Below are 17,566 nucleotides of genomic sequence, written 5' to 3' on the forward strand. Positions count from 1 at the left end.
CGCTCCGATGTCCCTGTCGGCGACAGCGGGTGCATCCGTAGCTATAAAATGGGTATGCCAGCAACGCTTTCAAGAGGCGAAAACGTAATTTTTTTCGCCAATCTACTGATATGGCATACACTCAGGGGACTTTCTTCTGACATGACGCACCCTGCCGCAGAGCCGGAATGTTATCAGACAAGCCAACTCAGCCGGGGCGGACGCCGCGGCTGAAGGGATGATGAAAATGAAATTATTACAGGCAATTCCTCTGGCTGACGCACTAGCCTGCTGCACTGTGGCGACCTCCGGCTGCTCCAGCATGATGGCGCATACCGGGCCGAATCGTCACCAGCGCCGCGCTTCTGACCGACGACAACAGCAACTGGGCGCTCAAGCCGCTGGTGCTGATCGATCTGCCCTTCTCCGCCGTGCTGGATACACTGCTGGTCCCGTGGGATTATGCGCACAACGACGACGATAAATCTCTCTACTCCCCGCGCGAACGCATTCTGCAAAGCGAAAAGCTGAACCACACGCAGGAAAACCTGGCACAGGCCGCGCCTTGGCCCGCTAAGCCGACACCGTAAACAGCTGCCACCAGCCGTCGACGTCGCGTATAAACGCAATCGGCTCTCCGTCCGACGACCAGACCACCACGTCGCCGCTCGTCGGCAACGAGATCGGTCAGCGGCTGGCAGCCGCCGCTGCACATATCGCAACGCATGATCCGATCGTCGCTGATAAAGGCGATGGCGTCACCCTGTGGATGCCAACTGAATGCCGACTGTACCAACTGCGCCAGCCCGCACGTAAAGGTGAGGCGACGCTGCCGCACGCCCGCCGGCGGGGCGGGCAGCTGCGTTTCCGTGCCCACCAGAGGCGCCTCGCCCGGCCGGGCGTACGCCTCCAGCGCCTCCGGCAGATCGACGATAAAGACCTCCGGCCGCTTTTCGCCGCTGGCGGAGAGCGTATCGCCGATAAAGGCGATGGCCCAGCGCTGCCAGCCTACGTCGGGCCGTTGATAGCCGCGCGTGCCTGTCCATCCCTCTTCAATAGGCGCGGTTGATCTCATCACTGCTCGGCCGCGGCGCGACGTTGGTCTGGCTCACCAGCACGCAAAAATAGCTGCCGTCATATTCGCACGGATGCTGCTTTTCCGGGATAACCGCGCGCAGCGGCACCGCTACGCCAACGTTGCGCAGATCCGCTTTCACCTCACTCTCGTGCATCACATGATCGTTATAAGTAAAGCTAATGCGCGAGCCGTCAGGGCTGAACATATACATATGGGAGCCGCCGCGCAGCGCGCCGGGCGTAAAGGGCAGCGTGATGTCGCAGGCGTCGAGGTTTTGCGCGCGACCGTTTTGCACGATAACGCCGCGGCGATGGTGAAAGTCGTAGCGCCACGTGTCGTCCGGATGTTCCGGTGCGTGGATGCAGAGGTAGCGCGGCGGCAGATCGGGGCTGACGGTGACGACGCCAACGTGCGCGCCTTCGGTCGCCCGATAGAGCACCTCGATCGCGCCAGTCGACACGTTGACGCGCTCGATGGTTTCGCTGGTGAACGAGGCGCCAGAGGGGCGAACGTCAAACACCAGCCACTGGCTGTCGGCGGCCCAGACGTTGCTGTTGGTCAGTTGATGATGGCATGGGCTGAAGTGAGTTGTTTTTCGCGCACAGGGCAACCTGGCTAACAATGTTGCCCCACACGCTACGCCAAAAGCGCTAAAGATGCAGCCGACTTTTTTTTGCTGGCCGCCTGCGCAGCGCCGGTTACAGCACCAGCTTTTCGATCGCGTGCGCGACGCTATCTTCCATATTGGTTTTGGTGACGAACTACGCGATCTGCTTCACGGCGTCGATGGCGTTGCCCATCGCCACGCCTGTGCCCGCGTATTCAATCATCGCCAGGTCGTTTTCCTGATCGCTGATCGCCATCACCTCGTCGCGCGCCAGGCCAAGTTTCTCCGCCAGCATTTTCACGCCCCGGCCTTTGTTGACGCGCTTATCGAGAATCTCGAGATAGTAGGGCGCGCTTTTGAGAATGGTGTAGTTTTGCTGGGCTTTAGCTGGCAGGCGCTGGATAGCGCTGTCCAGCAGCGCGGGCTTGTCGATCATTATCAGCTTGGGAAAACGGGTGGCGCGATCCATCTCCACCACGGCGCGATAGCACACCGGAATGCTGGTCATCATGGATAGTGTATTTGCTCAGGTCTTTGTTCGGCGTATAGAGCGACGATTTGTCTAACGCCTGGAAATGGACGCCTAGCTCGCGCGCCATCTGCTCAACGTAGAGATAGTCGTCGAAGCCAAGGGTGATCTCCGCCACACATTCACCATCTTTCGCCCTGCACCAGCGCGCCGTTGTAGCTGATGCAGATATTGGCCCTCATTGACCAAGTCAAGTTCCATCAGGTAGCGCTGGATCCCGACGTAGGGACGACCGGCCGCCAGCACCACGGCAACGCCTTTTTTATGCGCGCGATCGATGACTGACTTTACGCCAGCGGTAATCTCGTGCTGTGGGTTAAGCAGCGTGCCGCCCATATCAATTGCAACCAGTTTAATCGCCATAGCTTCCTCGTTGATTCAGGGTTTGGCTTAAATGCTAGTGCGATTCAGCTCACATTGACCAGTTTAATGGCGGCTTTTTACCCACCGGCGGCGGCGGGCATAAAAAAACTTCCCGAAGGGAAGGGGCTGAAGCCATCACGCTGACAGCACGCAACGCGGAAAGAGACAAAACACCGGGGCGCTGCCAGATAGCGCGGCCCGGGCGAGCATGGCGGCGTTGCGCGCCATGCCGCCCGCGTCTTGTTTTCTGGCAGCTTAGATATCGATGTTCGCCGCTTTCAGCGCGTTTTCTTCGATAAAGGCGCGGCGCGGCTCTACCGCATCGCCCATCAGCGTGGTAAACAGCTGGTCGGCGGCGATGGCATCCTTGATGGTGACGCGCAGCATGCGGCGGCTGTCTGGATCCATGGTGGTTTCCCACAGCTGCTCGGCGTTCATCTCGCCCAGCCCTTTATAGCGCTGTACCGACAGACCGCGGCGCGACTCTTTCACCAGCCACTCAATCGCCTGCTCGAAGCTGGCGACCGGCTGACGGTGTTCGCCGCGCTCGATATAGGCGTCCTCTTCAATCAGGCCGCGCAGCTTCTCGCCCAGCGCGTTGATTTTGCGGTATTCCGGCCCCTGAATAAACTCCGCGTCCAGCACATAATCGGTATCGACGCCGTGAGTGCGCACGCGCAGCACCGGTTCGAAAATGTTCTGCTCGCGGTTGGCGCGCACCTGCGCCACGTAGGCGCTGCCATGCGTTTCTCGCTCGGTCAGGAAAGCCACCAGCCCGTCGAGCCAGCCTTTGACTTCTGCCTCATCGCTCAGGCTGCTCAGCGTCAGATGGTAAACCAGCCCGCGCAGCAGCGCGACCGGATAGCGGCGCTCCATGCGCTTGATCATCTTCTGCGTGCTGTTGAACTCCGCGACCAAGCTTTCCAGCGGCTCGCCGCCCAGCGCCGGCGCGCTGGCGTTGGTATGCAGCGTCGCGCCATCCAGCGCGATGGCGATCTGATACTGATCCATCGCCTCATCATCTTTGATGTACTGCTCCTGCCTGCCTTTCTTCACCTTGTAGAGCGGCGGCTGCGCGATATAAACGTGGCCACGCTCAATGATTTCCGGCATCTGACGATAGAAGAAGGTCAACAGCAGCGTACGGATGTGCGAGCCGTCGACATCCGCATCGGTCATGATGATGATGCTGTGGTAGCGCAGCTTGTCCGGATTGTACTCGTCGCGGCCGATGCCGCAGCCCAGCGCGGTGATCAGCGTCGCCACTTCCTGCGAAGAGAGCATCTTGTCGAAGCGCGCTTTTTCCACGTTCAGGATTTTGCCCTTCAGCGGCAGAATCGCCTGGTTCTTACGATTGCGGCCCTGCTTCGCCGAGCCGCCTGCGGAGTCACCCTCCACCAGGTAGATTTCAGAGAGCGCCGGATCGCGCTCCTGACAGTCCGCCAGCTTGCCCGGCAGGCCCGCCAGATCGAGCGCGCCTTTACGACGCGTCATTTCACGCGCGCGACGGGCTGCTTCACGGGCGCGTGCCGCGTCGATGATATTGCCGACCACGATTTTAGCGTCGCTCGGGTTTTCCAGCAGGTACTCGCTCAGCAGCTCGTTCATCTGCTGTTCCACCGCCGATTTCACCTCAGAGGAGACCAGCTTGTCTTTGGTCTGCGAGGAGAATTTCGGATCCGGCACCTTGACCGAGACCACGGCCACCAGGCCTTCGCGGGCGTCGTCGCCGGTGGCGCTGACTTTCGCCTTTTTGCTGTAGCCCTCTTTATCCATATAGGCATTCAGCGTGCGCGTCATCGCTGCACGGAAGCCCGCCAGGTGCGTGCCGCCGTCGCGCTGCGGAATGTTGTTAGTGAAGCAGTAGATGTTCTCCTGAAAGCCGTCATTCCACTGCAGCGCCACTTCCACGCCGATACCGTCTTTCTCGGTAGAGAAATAGAACACGTTCGGGTGGATTGGGGTTTTGTTCTTGTTCAGGTACTCGACGAACGCCTTGATCCCTCCTTCGTAATGGAAATGGTCCGCTTTATCATCGCGCTTGTCTTCCAGACGAATAGAGACGCCGGAGTTCAGGAACGACAGTTCACGCAGGCGCTTCGCCAAGATGTCGTATTCGAACTCGGTAACTTTGGTAAAGGTCTCATGGCTCGGCCAGAAGCGCACGCGGGTGCCGGTCAGCTCGGTTTCGCCGGTAATGTGGAGCGGCGCCTCAGGCACGCCGTGCACGTAGGTCTGCTGATGCACTTTGCCTTCGCGGCGAATGGTCAGCTCCAGCTTCTGCGACAGGGCGTTCACCACCGAGACGCCGACGCCGTGCAGGCCGCCCGACACTTTATAGGAGTTGTCGTCGAACTTACCGCCGGCGTGCAGCACGGTCATGATCACTTCCGCAGCGGAAACGCCCTCTTCTTCATGAATACCGGTAGGAATGCCTCGGCCATCGTCCTGTACGGAAACGGAATTGTCGGCATGAATGGTCACGACGATATCACGACAGTGACCGGCGAGCGCTTCGTCGATTGCGTTATCCACGACCTCGAATACCATGTGGTGCAGACCGGTGCCGTCATCCGTATCGCCGATATACATACCCGGACGTTTGCGTACCGCATCCAGTCCTTTCAGAACTTTGATACTTGAGGAGTCATAAGAATTCGACATCAACGTTTCTCGCTCATTTAATCTTCAGGTTGAATCGCTATTTTACCCTGTTCCACGCGGAACATCTTGCCCTTTTCGTCACTCATATCGACGACGTGATCGGCGGTAATAGCGCTGACAAACACCTGAGCCTGCGTGGCTTTCAGCCGCTCCGCCAGCAGGCGTCGACGGCTGTCGTCCAGCTCGGAGGCGAAGTCGTCAATCAGGTAAAGACAGCGGCGTCCGCTCTGGCGCGTCAGGTATTCCCCCTGCGCCAGACGCAATGCACACATCAATAGTTTTAACTGGCCGCGCGACAGTAGATCTTCCACCGGCGTGCCGTCGGCGCGTATGCGGAAATCCGCTTTATGCAGGCCGCTGGCGGTGTAGGTTAAGGCGCGATCGCGCTCGAAATTGCGCTCCAGCAGCTCGGCGTAGGCGCTCTCTTTGTCCCAGCCGCGCTGGAAAGAGAAGGTAAGCGCAAACTCCGGCAGAAACTGGCCGCAGGTGGCGACGATCTCAGCCGCGGTGGGCTCACTGTATTCGGCGCGCCACTGGCTGATCTGCCCGGCCAGCGGCACCAGCTCCTGATCCCAGGCGCGGATCTGGCTGTAGCGCGTGACCTGGCGCAGCGCGGCGTTGCGCTGCTTCAGCAGCCGCCGCAAATTGCTCCAGGCGTTAAAGAAGCCGGGCGTGTTATGGAAGCAGCCCCAGTCGACATAGGCTCTACGGTATTTGGGGCCGCCGTTGAGCAAAGTAAACCCTTCAGGCGTAATTAATTGCATCGGCAGCAGCCGCGCCAGCTCGGCGACCTTATGGCCGTCGCTGCCGTCGATGCGCACCTTGCTGTCGCCGGCGCGGTTTTTGGTCAGGCCGACCGAGATTTCGCGCTCGCCGCTCTCGATACGCCCATGCAGCACAAAGGCGGCCTCATCGTGACGGATAACGCGCCCGGCCTGCAAACTGCGAAACGCGCGACCGTGGCTCAGCATATAGATCGCCTCCAGCAGGCTGGTTTTGCCGCTGCCGTTCGCCCCGACCTGGAAATCGAATCCCGGCGCCAGCGCCAGATCGGCCTGTTTGATATTACGAAAGTCTTTGATAAGGAGGCGGGTTAAAGCCATGAATCAGTCCAGCGTGAAGGGCCAAAAGAGGCATCGCCTTTTAGCGATCCCAGGCATCAACGGCGAAGCGAGCTAGCCCAATATAACCATAACCAGGCCATCGGCGTCGCCGCTACTTTGCGTCCCGGCAGTGCTCGCCATCCTCACGTACTTCAGTATGCTCCGGTGGCTGTGCGATGGCGAGACGCAAAGTAGCAAGTAAGCCAAGCCGATATTTTCTACAACTATAAGCGCATGGGCATCACAACATAGGCAGCCGCCGGGCTGGCAAGATCTTCGATCCGCACGCTCGACACCGAGTCGGTCAGCAGCAGCCGCACGTTCTCGCACTTCAGCGCGTTCAGCACGTCCAGCACGTAGCTGACGTTAAAACCGATCTCCAGCTCGCTGCCGCCGTAGGTCACGTCCAGCATTTCTTCCGCCTCCTCCTGCTCGGGGTTATTGGCGATGATCTTCAGCTGATTTTCAGTGATATAAAGGCGAACGCCGCGGAACTTCTCATTCGACAGAATGGCGGCGCGAGCAAAGGCCTGTTTGAGAATATCGCAGCTCGCTTCCAGCACCTTATCCGGGTTTTTCGGCAGCACGCGACGGTAATCCGGGAAGCGGCCATCTACCAGCTTCGAGGTAAAGATAAAGTCGCCGACGTGCGCGCGGATATTGCTGCTGCCGATTTGCACCTGCAGCGGCGTTTCGCCGCCGTCCAGCAGGCGCACCAGCTCAATAACCCCTTTACGCGGCACGATCACCGAATGGTTCGGCAGCGCCTGACCAATCGGCATCGAGCAGACCGCCAGGCGGTGGCCATCGGTAGCCACGGTGCGCAGCTCTTCACCTTCGGTTTCAAACAGCATGCCGTTCAGGTAGTAACGCACATCCTGATGCGCCATAGAGAACTGCGTCGCCTCGATTAGACGCTTTAGCGTCGCCTGCGGCAGCTTGAATTCCACTTCGCTCTGCCAGTCATCGAGATTCGGGAAGTCGCTTGCCGGCAGAGTGGAGAGCGAGAAGCGGCTGCGCCCGGAGCGCACCAGCATACGTTCGCCTTCTAGCGTTACGTTGATCTCCGCCCCTTCCGGCAGCCCGCGACAGATGTCGAGGAACTTGCGCGCCGGCACGGTAGTGGCGCCCGGCTCGTACGGCTGGCTCAGCGCCACGCGCGCCACCATCTCCATTTCCAGATCGGTGCCGGTCAGCAACAGCGTGCCGTCGTTGACCTGCATCAGCAGATTTCCCAGGATCGGCAGCGTCGGACGCCCGCCTAACGGGCCGCTGACTTGCTGCAGCGGCTTTAGCAACTGCTCACGTTCAACAATAAATTTCATAGTGTCAGGAAGATAAAGTTCGGATGAGATTAGAGAAATCTTCTTTTATGTCGTGGCTCTCTTCACGCAGCTGCTCGATTTTGCGGCAGGCGTGAAGCACAGTGGTGTGGTCGCGGCCGCCGAAAGCGTCGCCGATCTCCGGCAGGCTATGGTTAGTCAGCTCTTTCGCCATCGCCATCGCCATCTGGCGCGGACGCGCCACCGAACGCGAACGGCGTTTGGAGAGCAGATCCGCGACCTTGATTTTGTAATATTCGGCCACCGTCTTCTGGATGTTATCGATGGTGACCAGCTTTTCCTGCAGCGCCAGCAGATCGCGCAGCGCCTCGCGCACAAAGTCGATGGTAATGGCGCGGCCGGTAAAGTTGGCATTGGCGATGACGCGGTTCAGCGCCCCTTCCAGCTCGCGCACGTTAGAGCGCAGCCGCTTGGCGATAAAGAAGGCGACTTCGCCCGGCAGACGGATATCTTTCTCATCCGCCTTTTTCATCAGGATCGCCACGCGCGTCTCCAGCTCTGGCGGCTCAATGGCCACCGTCAGCCCCCAGCCGAAGCGAGACTTCAAACGATCTTCCACGCCGTTGATCTCTTTCGGGTAACGGTCGGAAGTCAGAATGATTTGCTGATTGCCTTCCAGCAGAGCGTTGAAGGTATGGAAAAACTCCTCCTGCGAGCGTTCTTTGTTGGCGAAGAACTGGATGTCATCGATCAGCAGCGCGTCAACCGAACGGTAGTAGCGCTTGAACTCTTCGATGGCGTTGTTCTGCAGCGCCTTCACCATGTCCTGCACAAAACGCTCGGAGTGCATGTAAACCACTTTGGCATTCGGCTTGCGCGCGATAATGCCGTTGCCCACTGCGTGCAGCAGGTGCGTTTTGCCGAGGCCGGTGCCGCCATAAAGGAAAAGCGGGTTGTAGGCGCCGCCCGGATTATCAGCCACCTGACGCGCCGCCGCGCGCGCCAGCTGGTTGGATTTACCTTCGACGAAGTTATCAAAGTTGTGGCGATTATTGACGTTGGAGCAATAGGTCACGTCGGCCGGCGCCGGGACGTTGTCCCAGCTGGGTCGCATCGGCTGCGCGGGCGCGGGACGGCTTTCGATCGGCGCGGGCGCGCTGACGCTCGCCATCACCGGCTGGCTCATCGCCGCCGGCTGCTGCACCGGACGCGTGCCGACTTCAAAACGCAGCAACGGCACATCCACGCCGCAAAATTCGTTCAGTAGACCGTTAATGTTGTTGATGTACTTATCCCGTACCCAGTCGAGCACAAACCGATTTGGTGCATACAAGGCCAGCGTATTGTCGTTTAACTCTGCCTGCAGCGGTCGAATCCACATGCTGAATTCGGTGGCAGGAAGCTCATCCTGCAAACGGGCAAGACACTGTTGCCAGAGCGTAAGTGACACGGCGGACTCCACTTGTACATAATCGATAAGAAATAGTAGGCGCTAATAAAGAAACGTTCATTTTTGACACAGACGGTAGAAAGCGCCTGCGACCGCTATCAACGGTTTCCGTCCCTGCGATCGCAACCGAATCGCCAGCGGAAAGGCGGATCATAGCGCAAAGCGAGGCAGAGATCTTCACTTTCTACACAGTTTTGATCCCTTTTATCCACAGGCCGTGGACAGGTAAATCGGTTTACGCTCGCTGGCGAAAAAAGCTGCCGGGATCGTCAGGAAAAAGCGCGCTTTTTCAGGCCGCCCGCCGCAGGGCGATTGCAAGAAGATCCCGCCAGATCCTTGCGCTTTAAAGCGGAGACCGTATAATTCTCCCCCAGCGTTGCCGCGCTATGCCCAATGCCCGGACTCAGCGGGCTGTATCCGGGTTTCCAGGTACCGCGACCAGCGAAGTAAATTGACTCCGGACTGTACAATTATTACAATCCCGCCTCTTTATTAAAGACACATTGAGGCGTCGGTCGTTTTACTGGCCCAAAAACGCGTCACACCCAGTGAAGTTTTTCAAGTTTAGGTAGAAATCGCCATGAAACGCACTTTTCAACCGTCCGTACTGAAGCGCAACCGTTCTCACGGCTTCCGTGCTCGTATGGCTACTAAAAATGGTCGTCAGGTTCTGGCACGTCGTCGTGCTAAAGGCCGTGCTCGTTTGGCCGTTTCTAAGTAATAAAAGCTACCCCTCGTGGTTAAGCTCGCATTTCCTAGGGAGTTACGTTTGTTAACTCCCACTAACTTCACCTTCGTCTTCCAGCAGCCACAACGGGCTGGCACGCCGCAAATCACCATTCTCGGCCGCCTTAATTCGCAGGGGCATCCCCGCATCGGTCTTACCGTCGCCAAAAAGCACGTCAAGCGCGCGCGCGAACGCAACCGGATCAAACGTCTGACCCGGGAAAGCTTTCGTCTGTGCCAGCATGAACTGCCGGCGATGGATTTTGTCGTTGTGGCGAAAAAGGGGATTGCCGATCTCGACAACCGTACGTTGACGGAAGCGTTGGAGAAATTATGGCGTCGTCACTGTCGCCTGGCACGCGGCTCCTGATCGTCCTGATCTGCGTTTATCAACGCGGCATCAGCCCATTGCTGGGACCACACTGTCGGTTTCAGCCAACCTGTTCTCATTATGGAATTGAGGCGTTACGCAGGTTTGGCCTGATAAAAGGCAGTTGGTTGACATTCAAACGCGTATTAAAATGCCACCCTTTGAACCTGGGTGGTGACGATCCTGTGCCGCCAAAAAACCATTGATACCAGAGAACATAAACGATGGATTCGCAACGCAATCTTTTTCTCATCGCTTTTCTGTTCGTGTCTTTCATGATCTGGCAAACTTGGCAGACGGACCACGCTCCGCAGCCGCAGCAGACCCAGACCACGCAGAACACCAACAGCGCAGTAGGTGATGCCGCCAGCCAGGGCGTACCGGCCAGCAGCCAGGGCAAAACGATCACCGTTAAGACTGATGTCCTGTCATTGAATATCAACACCCGCGGTGGCGATGTCGAGCAAGCGCAGCTGCTGACCTACCCAGACAAGCTGGGTTCCGACCAGCCGTTCCAGCTGTTGGAAACCACGCCGTCCTTCGTTTACCAAGCACAGAGCGGGCTGACCGGCCGCAATGGTCCGGATAACCCGAACAATGGCGCGCGTCCGCTGTTCACCACCACACAGGATCGCTTTGAAATGGCCGACGGCCAGACTGAACTGCGCGTGCCGATGACCTATACCTCTGAAAACGGCGTGGTCTACACCAAAACCTTTATCTTCAAGCGCGGCGAGTTCGCGGTTGACGTAGAGTACAGCGTCAACAACACCACCCAGCAGCCGCTGGAAGTGGCGCTGTTCGGCCAACTGAAGCAGACCATCGATCTGCCGAAGCATCGCGACACCGGCAGCAACAACTTTGCGTTGCATACCTTCCGCGGCGCGGCCTACTCCACCAGCGAAGAGAAGTACGAAAGGTACAAATTCGACACCATCGCGGATAACGAAAACCTGAGCGCGACCACCAGCAACGGCTGGGTGGCTATGCTGCAGCAATACTTCGCGACCGCTTGGGTACCGCGCACCACCGCCGGCACCAATACGCTCTATACCAGCAACCTGGGCAACGGCGTAGCGGCGATCGGCTACAAGTCCGCGCCGGTGACCATCGGCGCAGGCCAGCAGCAGAACCTGAGCGCCACGCTGTGGGTCGGCCCGGAAATTCAGGACAAGATGGCCGCCGTCGCGCCGCATCTCGACCTGACCGTAGACTACGGCTGGCTGTGGTTTATCTCTCAGCCGCTGTTTAAGCTGCTGAAGTTCCTGCACAGCTTTATCGGTAACTGGGGATTCTCCATTATCGTGATCACCTTCATCGTGCGCGGCATCATGTACCCGCTGACCAAAGCGCAGTACACCTCGATGGCGAAAATGCGCATGCTGCAGCCGAAAATCCAAGCGATGCGTGAGCGCATGGGTGACGACAAGCAGAAGATGAGCCAAGAGATGATGGCGCTCTATAAGGCGGAGAAGGTCGCCCCGCTGGGCGGCTGTCTGCCGCTGATTATTCAGATGCCGATCTTCCTTGCGCTTTACTACATGCTGTCTGGTTCGGTGGAGCTGCGCCATGCGCCATTTATCCTCTGGATCCATGACCTGTCGGCGCAGGACCCCTACTACATCCTGCCGATTCTGATGGGCATCACCATGTTCTTCATTCAGAAGATGTCACCGACCACCGTGACCGATCCGATGCAACAGAAGATCATGACCTTTATGCCGGTTATCTTTACCGTCTTCTTCCTGTGGTTCCCATCAGGTCTGGTGCTGTACTACATTGTCAGCAACTTGGTAACCATCCAGCAGCAGCAGCTGATCTATCGCGGGCTGGAAAAACTCGGTCTGCACAGCCGCGACAAGAAAAAGGTGTAACGCGCTTACGCCCGTCTGACAATCTGGTTTACCCTGAGGCGGTCATTAGACCGCCTTATTTTTTAGAGAGAGAGAGAGAGAGAGAGAGAGAGAAACCCATGAGCCACAGCGATACTATCGTCGCCCAGGCGACGCCTCCCGGACGCGGCGGCGTCGGTATTTTGCGTATTTCCGGCGCGCGCGCCGCCGAGGTGGCGCAGCAGGTGCTCGGCAAACTGCCGAAGGCGCGCTACGCCGACTATCTGCCGTTCAAAGACGTTGACGGCAGCGTGCTGGATCAGGGCATCGCGCTGTGGTTTCCCGGCCCCAACTCCTTTACCGGGGAAGATGTGCTGGAGCTGCAGGGTCACGGCGGCCCGGTGATTCTGGATCTGCTGCTGAAGCGCATCGTGGCGCTACCGGGCTTACGCATCGCCCAGCCGGGCGAGTTCTCCGAACGCGCCTTTCTCAACGACAAGCTCGATCTAGCGCAGGCCGAGGCGATTGCCGATCTGATTGACGCCAGCTCCGAGCAGGCGGCGCGTTCGGCGGTTAATTCACTGCAGGGCGCCTTCTCGACACGCATCAACCAGCTGGTAGAAACGCTGACTCACCTGCGCATCTATGTGGAAGCGGCGATCGACTTTCCGGACGAAGAGATCGATTTTCTCTCCGACGGCAAAATCGAAGCGCAGCTTGACGAGGTGATCGCCGATCTCGACGGCGTGCGCGCCGAGACGCGTCAGGGCAGTCTGCTGCGCGAAGGGATGAAGGTGGTGATTGCGGGTCGTCCGAACGCGGGTAAATCGAGCCTACTCAACGCACTGGCCGGACGCGAGGCGGCGATCGTTACCGATATCGCCGGCACCACGCGCGACGTGCTGCGCGAGCATATCCATATCGACGGCATGCCGCTGTACATTATCGATACCGCCGGGCTGCGCGAGACGAGCGACGAGGTGGAGCGCATCGGCATCGAGCGCGCCTGGCAGGAGATCGAACAGGCGGACCGCGTGCTGTTTATGGTGGATGGTACCACCACCGACGCCACGGAAGCGGCGCAGATCTGGCCCGATTTCGTCTCGCGCCTGCCGGCGGCGCTGCCAATTACCGTGGTGCGCAATAAGGCGGACGTCACCGGCGAAACCCTGGGACTGACGGGAGTGAACGGTCACTCGCTGATTAGCCTCTCGGCAAGCACCGGCGCGGGCGTCGAGGCGCTGCGCGATCACCTGAAACAGTCGATGGGCTTTGCCGGCAATATGGAAAGCGGCTTCCTGGCGCGCCGTCGTCATCTGCAGGCGCTGGAGCTGGCGGCGACGCACTTACAGCAGGGCAAGGTGCAGCTGCTGGGTGCCTGGGCGGGCGAGCTGCTGGCGGAAGAGCTGCGGCTGGCGCAGCAGGCGCTGAGCGAAATCACCGGCGAGTTTACCTCTGACGATCTGCTGGGACAGATATTTTCCAGCTTCTGTATCGGAAAGTGACGATCGTATAGCGCGGCAAATCATTTGATACCGAAAGGCAAAATATTTGATACGCTATACCCGCCTCTGCTATTTATTCGCATTTACATCCAGGCTGTTGAGCTACAACGGTAATTCAGGCATAACAAGCACTGATCGGAAAGTTGGCGGGATGGATGCAATGAAATTTCTTGGAAAAATTTTTCTTACGGTACTGCTGCTGGCGCTGAGCCTGGTGTTTGTGTACGTCCTGCTGCAGACGCAGTGGGGCGCGGGCTGGTTCAGCCGCAACTTCAGCGACAAGACCGCCTGGCATCTCTCGCTCAGCAAAATAGAGCATAACTTCTCTTCGCCTTCGCACCTGATTCTCGACGACTTCAGCTTCGGTCATGACGGCCAGCCCGCCATGGTGGTGGCGAAACACGTCGATCTGGGCCTCGCGCTGCTGCAGTTCAGCGATCCGCTGCATTTCGCCAGCATTGAGCTGCGCGACGGCGAAATCAACCTGGCGAACCTGACGCCGGCGGATGAGCTACCCTTCCAGGCGGGCCGCCTGCAGCTGAATAATATGCGCGTCGACAGCCCGGCGACGCCGCTGCCGATTGCGGCGCAACAGGTCAACGGCGGCATCGTGCCGTGGAAACCGGTGCCGGAAAATGTGCTGGGTAGCGATGCGCAGTTTCAGATGAGCGCCAGCGCAATGACGCTGAACAACGTAGCGGGCGCTAACGTGTTGATTCAGGGCAGCGTAGCGCAGGGCCGCATGCTGTTCAGCAACGTCGGCGCCGATCTGGCACGCGGCTCCATAACCGGCAGCGCCGAGCGCGACGCACAGGGCAACTGGCTGATTCGCCAGTTGCTCCTTAACGATATTCGCCTGCAAACCAGCCAGACGCTGGAGGATTTTCTGCAGCCGATTCAGGCGTTGCCGTCCGTTACCGTTAATCGCCTAGATATGACCGATGCGCGCCTGCAGGGCCCTGACTGGGCAGTGACCGATCTCGATTTAACGCTGAAGAACCTCAGCTGGAAGGGCGATGACTGGCGCAGCAGCGACGGTTCGCTTTCAATGAACGCCAGCAATTTCATCAATGGCCGCTTCGAGTTGAACGATCCCATCGTCAATCTCGACTTTTCGCCACAGGGCATCGACCTGAAGCAGTTCAGCTCGCGCTGGGCCAACGGCGTCATCCGCGCCGACGGCCGCTGGAGCCGTAGCGACAAGCGCCTGATCCTGAACAATCTGGCGGTCGCCGGGCTGGAGTATGCCCTGCCGCAGACGTGGCGCGATCGCTGGCAGGATGCGCTGCCGGCGTGGCTCGATAGCCTGGCGGTGACGCACTTCACCTCCAATCGCAACCTGATTATCGATATCAACCCGGCATTTCCGTTCCAGATGACGTCGCTGGACGGCAGCGGCGAAAACCTGCTGCTGGCGCGTCAGCATCAGTGGGGGATTTGGGCGGGCAAGCTGAACCTGAACGCGGCGGAAGCGACCTTCAACCGCACCGACTTGCGTCATCCGTCGCTGGCGCTGAGCGCCGACGAACAGCAGATTCAAATCACGGAGCTCAGCGCCTTTAGCGGCGACGGCCTGCTGGAAGGCAGCGCCAGCATCGGCCAGCAGCCGGATCGCCCGGTGGCGCTGACGCTGAAAGGCCAGGCCGTGCCGGCCAGCGTGCTGCAAAACTGGGGCTGGCCGCCGCTCTCGGCCAGCGGCGCAAGTAATTTCCAGCTGCGACTGGAGGCGTCGCTCAAGGCGAATGCGCCGCTGAAACCCTCCGCAAACGGCACGCTGTCGCTGCGTACCGATATGCAGCAGATCGAGCAGCGGATGCAGGCGGGCGAGGTAAAGTGACCTCTGACGGCGCGCTATGCGCGACTGGCAACGGCGAGAGGCGGAGTTGATACGTGCTCTGGCTGGCGAGGCCCAGCGAACAGCACGTCAGACAGTAACATTCAGGGCCGGATTATCGGCCCTGACGTTCAGTTGATGCGCGCGCCGGAACCACCCTCTTCCAGCGGCTCGTCGGGATCGGCGGGCAGCACGATATAAACACCCTCAAACACCGCGCCCAGCTCTTCGTTGCCGTACAGCTCTACCTCAAGGTGCACGCGCGCCTTGCGGCCGCGCGCCAAGCGATCTAGATCGCCGCTTATAGAGCCAATATCGGCAATCGCGCCCGGACGTCCGGTAATGGGTTTGCTGTAGCGAATATGCGCATCCGCCAGAATAATGGTACCGCCAAGGTGGCGTTCGCGCAGCAGCAACCAGATCAACCCCCAGCCGGTCAGGGTCGCCAGCGAAAAGAGGCTGCCGGCGAACAGCGTATGGTGTGGGTTCTGGTTGCCGGTTTCCGGCATAGTGGTGACGAATTTCTGGCCGGTAAACTGCAGAATGCGCACGCCCATCTTTTCGCTGAGCGGAATATTGTCGTACCAGGCCTGCTGAATCTGGCCGCACCAGTCGGCGCGATGCAGAATATCGTCCAGCGTCACCACAGGCTTGATCATCAGGAAATGGCGCACCGGCGTGGTCTGCGGCGCGGTGATTTCGCCTTGATTGACGTAGCCCAGCTTGGCGAAGAACTCGACCGCATCTTCGCGTGCGGCGCAGGTGACGCGCTTGACCCCTTCCTGACGCGCCACCGACTCCAGCGTCATCGCCACCAGCGTGCCCAGCCCTTTGCCCTGCACCGAAGGATGCACGGCGAGAAAGCGAATCGACGCTTCGTTGTCGGCATTGATGTAGAGTCGCCCCGCCGCCACCGGCTGGTCATGCTCGTCCACCACCATCTGATGGTGCGCCAGCGCGTCCCAGCCGTCGCGTTCTGAACCCTGCGGTTGGCGCAGCGGCTTGCGTAACATTTCCCAGCGGAACTGGTAGTACATATCCAGCTCTTCCGCGGTTTGCGGTACCCGAAGATGATACATAAAGTGGTTCTCTCGTTCTGAGCTTGCGTGGCCGATCCCGTGTCGCTCGGCTGTCAGCCTCAAACCTGCAACCAGAAGGTGACAGGCCCATCATTGACCAGCGCAACCTGCATGTTGGCGGCGAAGCGTCCGTTAGCCGTCGTCACACCCTGGCGTCGGCAGTAGTCGCTGAACCAGGTATACAGCCGGTTCGCCTTATCGGGCGCGGCGCCGCCGGAAAACGACGGGAGCATCCCCTTTTGCGTATCCGCCGCCAGCGTAAACTGCGACACCACCAGCACGCTGCCGCCCGCCTGGCGGACGTTGAGATTCATTTTGCCCTGCTCATCGCTGAAAATACGGTAGCCCAGCACCTTTTCCACCAGGCGCTCGGCGCGCTTTTGATTGTCCCCTTTCTCTACGCCCAACAGCACCAGCAGCCCCAGGCCAATCTCGCCCACAACGCTGTTTTCTACGCTGACGCTGGCGTTGAGCACTCGTTGAATCAACGCAATCATGCCACCTCTCGTTTTTTCATCTTCATGCCGCCTGAGCTGGCGATAATCGTCCAGCGTGACGGTGATTTCCGCGCCCAGCAGCACAATACAACAAGTCCAGTAGACCCAGAGAAACAGTATCGGGATCACCGCCAGTACGCCATAAATCAGCTGGTACGAGGGAAACATCGTAACATAGAGGGCGAAGCTTTTTTACCCAGCTCAAACAGCGCGCCAACCAGCGCATCGCGCGGAGCCACGCTGCGCGGCGGCACAATGCTGTAAAGTAGCCAGAAGGCGAACCAAGAGAGCAGCAGCGGAAAGACGCGTAGGAGCTGATCGCCAGGCTGGCGCCTGCCAGCAGCGGCCTCAGCGTCAGGATCATCCAGTAGACGGCGAACGAATATACCAGCGGCCGCTTTTTATGGCTGCGCCAGATGGTATTGAGCGCTGTGTCGACCGAGTGCATCAACAGCAGCGCGGTGACGATCAGGCCCACCGCGCCCAGCGCGGTCATGCGGTGCATGTTCGCCACGAACTGATCTAGATAGCGCTGCACCACGTTGCCTGTCGCCGGAACGAAGTTGGTGAAGATGAAGTTTTTCAGCTGGACGCTGACTTCGAAAAAGACCAGGAAGGCGGCAAACAGCGCGAAGACCACGGCGATAAGCGGCACCAGCACCAGCAG

General features: G+C 59.2%; 12 protein-coding genes and 4 pseudogenes. 7 read left to right on the forward strand and 9 right to left on the reverse strand.

From position 1 onward, the window contains the following. The first annotated feature begins 226 nt into the window (after window positions 1-226). A pseudogene (locus EIO60_RS15785) lies at window positions 227-569 on the forward strand (YceK/YidQ family lipoprotein). Here EIO60_RS15785 and EIO60_RS15790 read toward each other — a convergent pair. The 6 genes and pseudogenes from EIO60_RS15790 to dnaA form a co-directional block, all read right to left on the reverse strand. After that, window positions 553-1,667: pseudogene (locus EIO60_RS15790) on the reverse strand (YidR family protein). The pseudogenes EIO60_RS15785 and EIO60_RS15790 overlap by 17 nt on opposite strands. An 88-nt stretch (window positions 1,668-1,755) precedes the next feature. Further along, window positions 1,756-2,556: pseudogene (gene yidA / locus EIO60_RS15795) on the reverse strand (sugar-phosphatase). 255 nt (window positions 2,557-2,811) lie between these two features. Then, window positions 2,812-5,220 (reverse strand): DNA topoisomerase (ATP-hydrolyzing) subunit B, encoded by a 2,409-nt coding sequence (gyrB, locus tag EIO60_RS15800; RefSeq protein ID WP_258577381.1) that lies wholly within the window; start codon window positions 5,218-5,220, stop codon window positions 2,812-2,814. Window positions 5,221-5,237: 17 nt separating this feature from the next. Then, a complete protein-coding gene (recF, locus tag EIO60_RS15805) occupies window positions 5,238-6,323 on the reverse strand; it encodes a DNA replication/repair protein RecF (protein ID WP_258577359.1) in 1,086 nt (361 codons plus the stop codon). 224 nt (window positions 6,324-6,547) lie between these two features. Beyond that, window positions 6,548-7,648, reverse strand: coding sequence for a DNA polymerase III subunit beta (gene dnaN, locus EIO60_RS15810; RefSeq protein ID WP_258577360.1), 1,101 nt, complete (start codon window positions 7,646-7,648; stop codon window positions 6,548-6,550). Window positions 7,649-7,652: 4 nt separating this feature from the next. Beyond that, entirely contained in the window at window positions 7,653-9,056 is a 1,404-nt protein-coding gene (dnaA, locus tag EIO60_RS15815; protein WP_258577361.1) for a chromosomal replication initiator protein DnaA, read from the reverse strand. A gap of 580 nt (window positions 9,057-9,636) precedes the next feature. On the opposite strand from dnaA, the gene rpmH reads away from it, so the two are divergent. From rpmH to EIO60_RS15845, 6 genes and pseudogenes are all read left to right on the forward strand, one after another. After that, window positions 9,637-9,777 carry a 50S ribosomal protein L34 gene (gene rpmH, locus EIO60_RS15820; protein ID WP_258577362.1) on the forward strand — a complete coding sequence of 47 codons (141 nt, stop codon included), beginning with the start codon at window positions 9,637-9,639 and terminating at the stop codon, window positions 9,775-9,777. Between the two features lie 15 nt (window positions 9,778-9,792). Further along, complete coding sequence (gene rnpA, locus EIO60_RS15825) at window positions 9,793-10,152, forward strand: ribonuclease P protein component (RefSeq protein ID WP_258577363.1); 360 nt, start codon at window positions 9,793-9,795, stop codon at window positions 10,150-10,152. Next, window positions 10,116-10,371, forward strand: a pseudogene (gene yidD / locus EIO60_RS15830) (membrane protein insertion efficiency factor YidD); the annotation flags it as partial. The gene rnpA and the pseudogene yidD, both read left to right, overlap by 37 nt. Window positions 10,372-10,376: 5 nt before the next feature. Next, complete coding sequence (yidC, locus tag EIO60_RS15835) at window positions 10,377-12,026, forward strand: membrane protein insertase YidC (protein ID WP_258577364.1); 1,650 nt, start codon at window positions 10,377-10,379, stop codon at window positions 12,024-12,026. A gap of 98 nt (window positions 12,027-12,124) precedes the next feature. Then, complete coding sequence (gene mnmE, locus EIO60_RS15840) at window positions 12,125-13,489, forward strand: tRNA uridine-5-carboxymethylaminomethyl(34) synthesis GTPase MnmE (RefSeq protein ID WP_258577365.1); 1,365 nt, start codon at window positions 12,125-12,127, stop codon at window positions 13,487-13,489. A gap of 160 nt (window positions 13,490-13,649) precedes the next feature. Further along, on the forward strand, window positions 13,650-15,326 hold the full coding sequence (locus EIO60_RS15845) for an AsmA family protein (RefSeq protein WP_258577366.1): 1,677 nt from the start codon (window positions 13,650-13,652) through the stop codon (window positions 15,324-15,326). Window positions 15,327-15,454: 128 nt separating this feature from the next. Here the strand turns inward: EIO60_RS15845 and fabY are convergent, their stop codons facing one another. The 3 genes from fabY to EIO60_RS15860 are packed head-to-tail and all read right to left on the reverse strand — an operon-like array spanning window position 15,455 to window position 17,560. Beyond that, window positions 15,455-16,402 (reverse strand): fatty acid biosynthesis protein FabY, encoded by a 948-nt coding sequence (fabY, locus tag EIO60_RS15850; protein ID WP_258577367.1) that lies wholly within the window; start codon window positions 16,400-16,402, stop codon window positions 15,455-15,457. Window positions 16,403-16,461: 59 nt separating this feature from the next. Beyond that, window positions 16,462-17,028, reverse strand: coding sequence for a D-aminoacyl-tRNA deacylase (gene dtd, locus EIO60_RS15855; protein ID WP_508278756.1), 567 nt, complete (start codon window positions 17,026-17,028; stop codon window positions 16,462-16,464). Further along, complete coding sequence (locus tag EIO60_RS15860; RefSeq protein WP_508278757.1) at window positions 16,922-17,560, reverse strand: YihY family inner membrane protein; 639 nt, start codon at window positions 17,558-17,560, stop codon at window positions 16,922-16,924. Before EIO60_RS15860 ends, dtd begins: the two co-directional genes overlap by 107 nt. Window positions 17,561-17,566: the final 6 nt, after the last annotated feature.

The organism is Candidatus Pantoea persica (genome assembly GCF_013753875.1).
GTDB lineage: Bacteria > Pseudomonadota > Gammaproteobacteria > Enterobacterales > Enterobacteriaceae > Pantoea > Pantoea persica.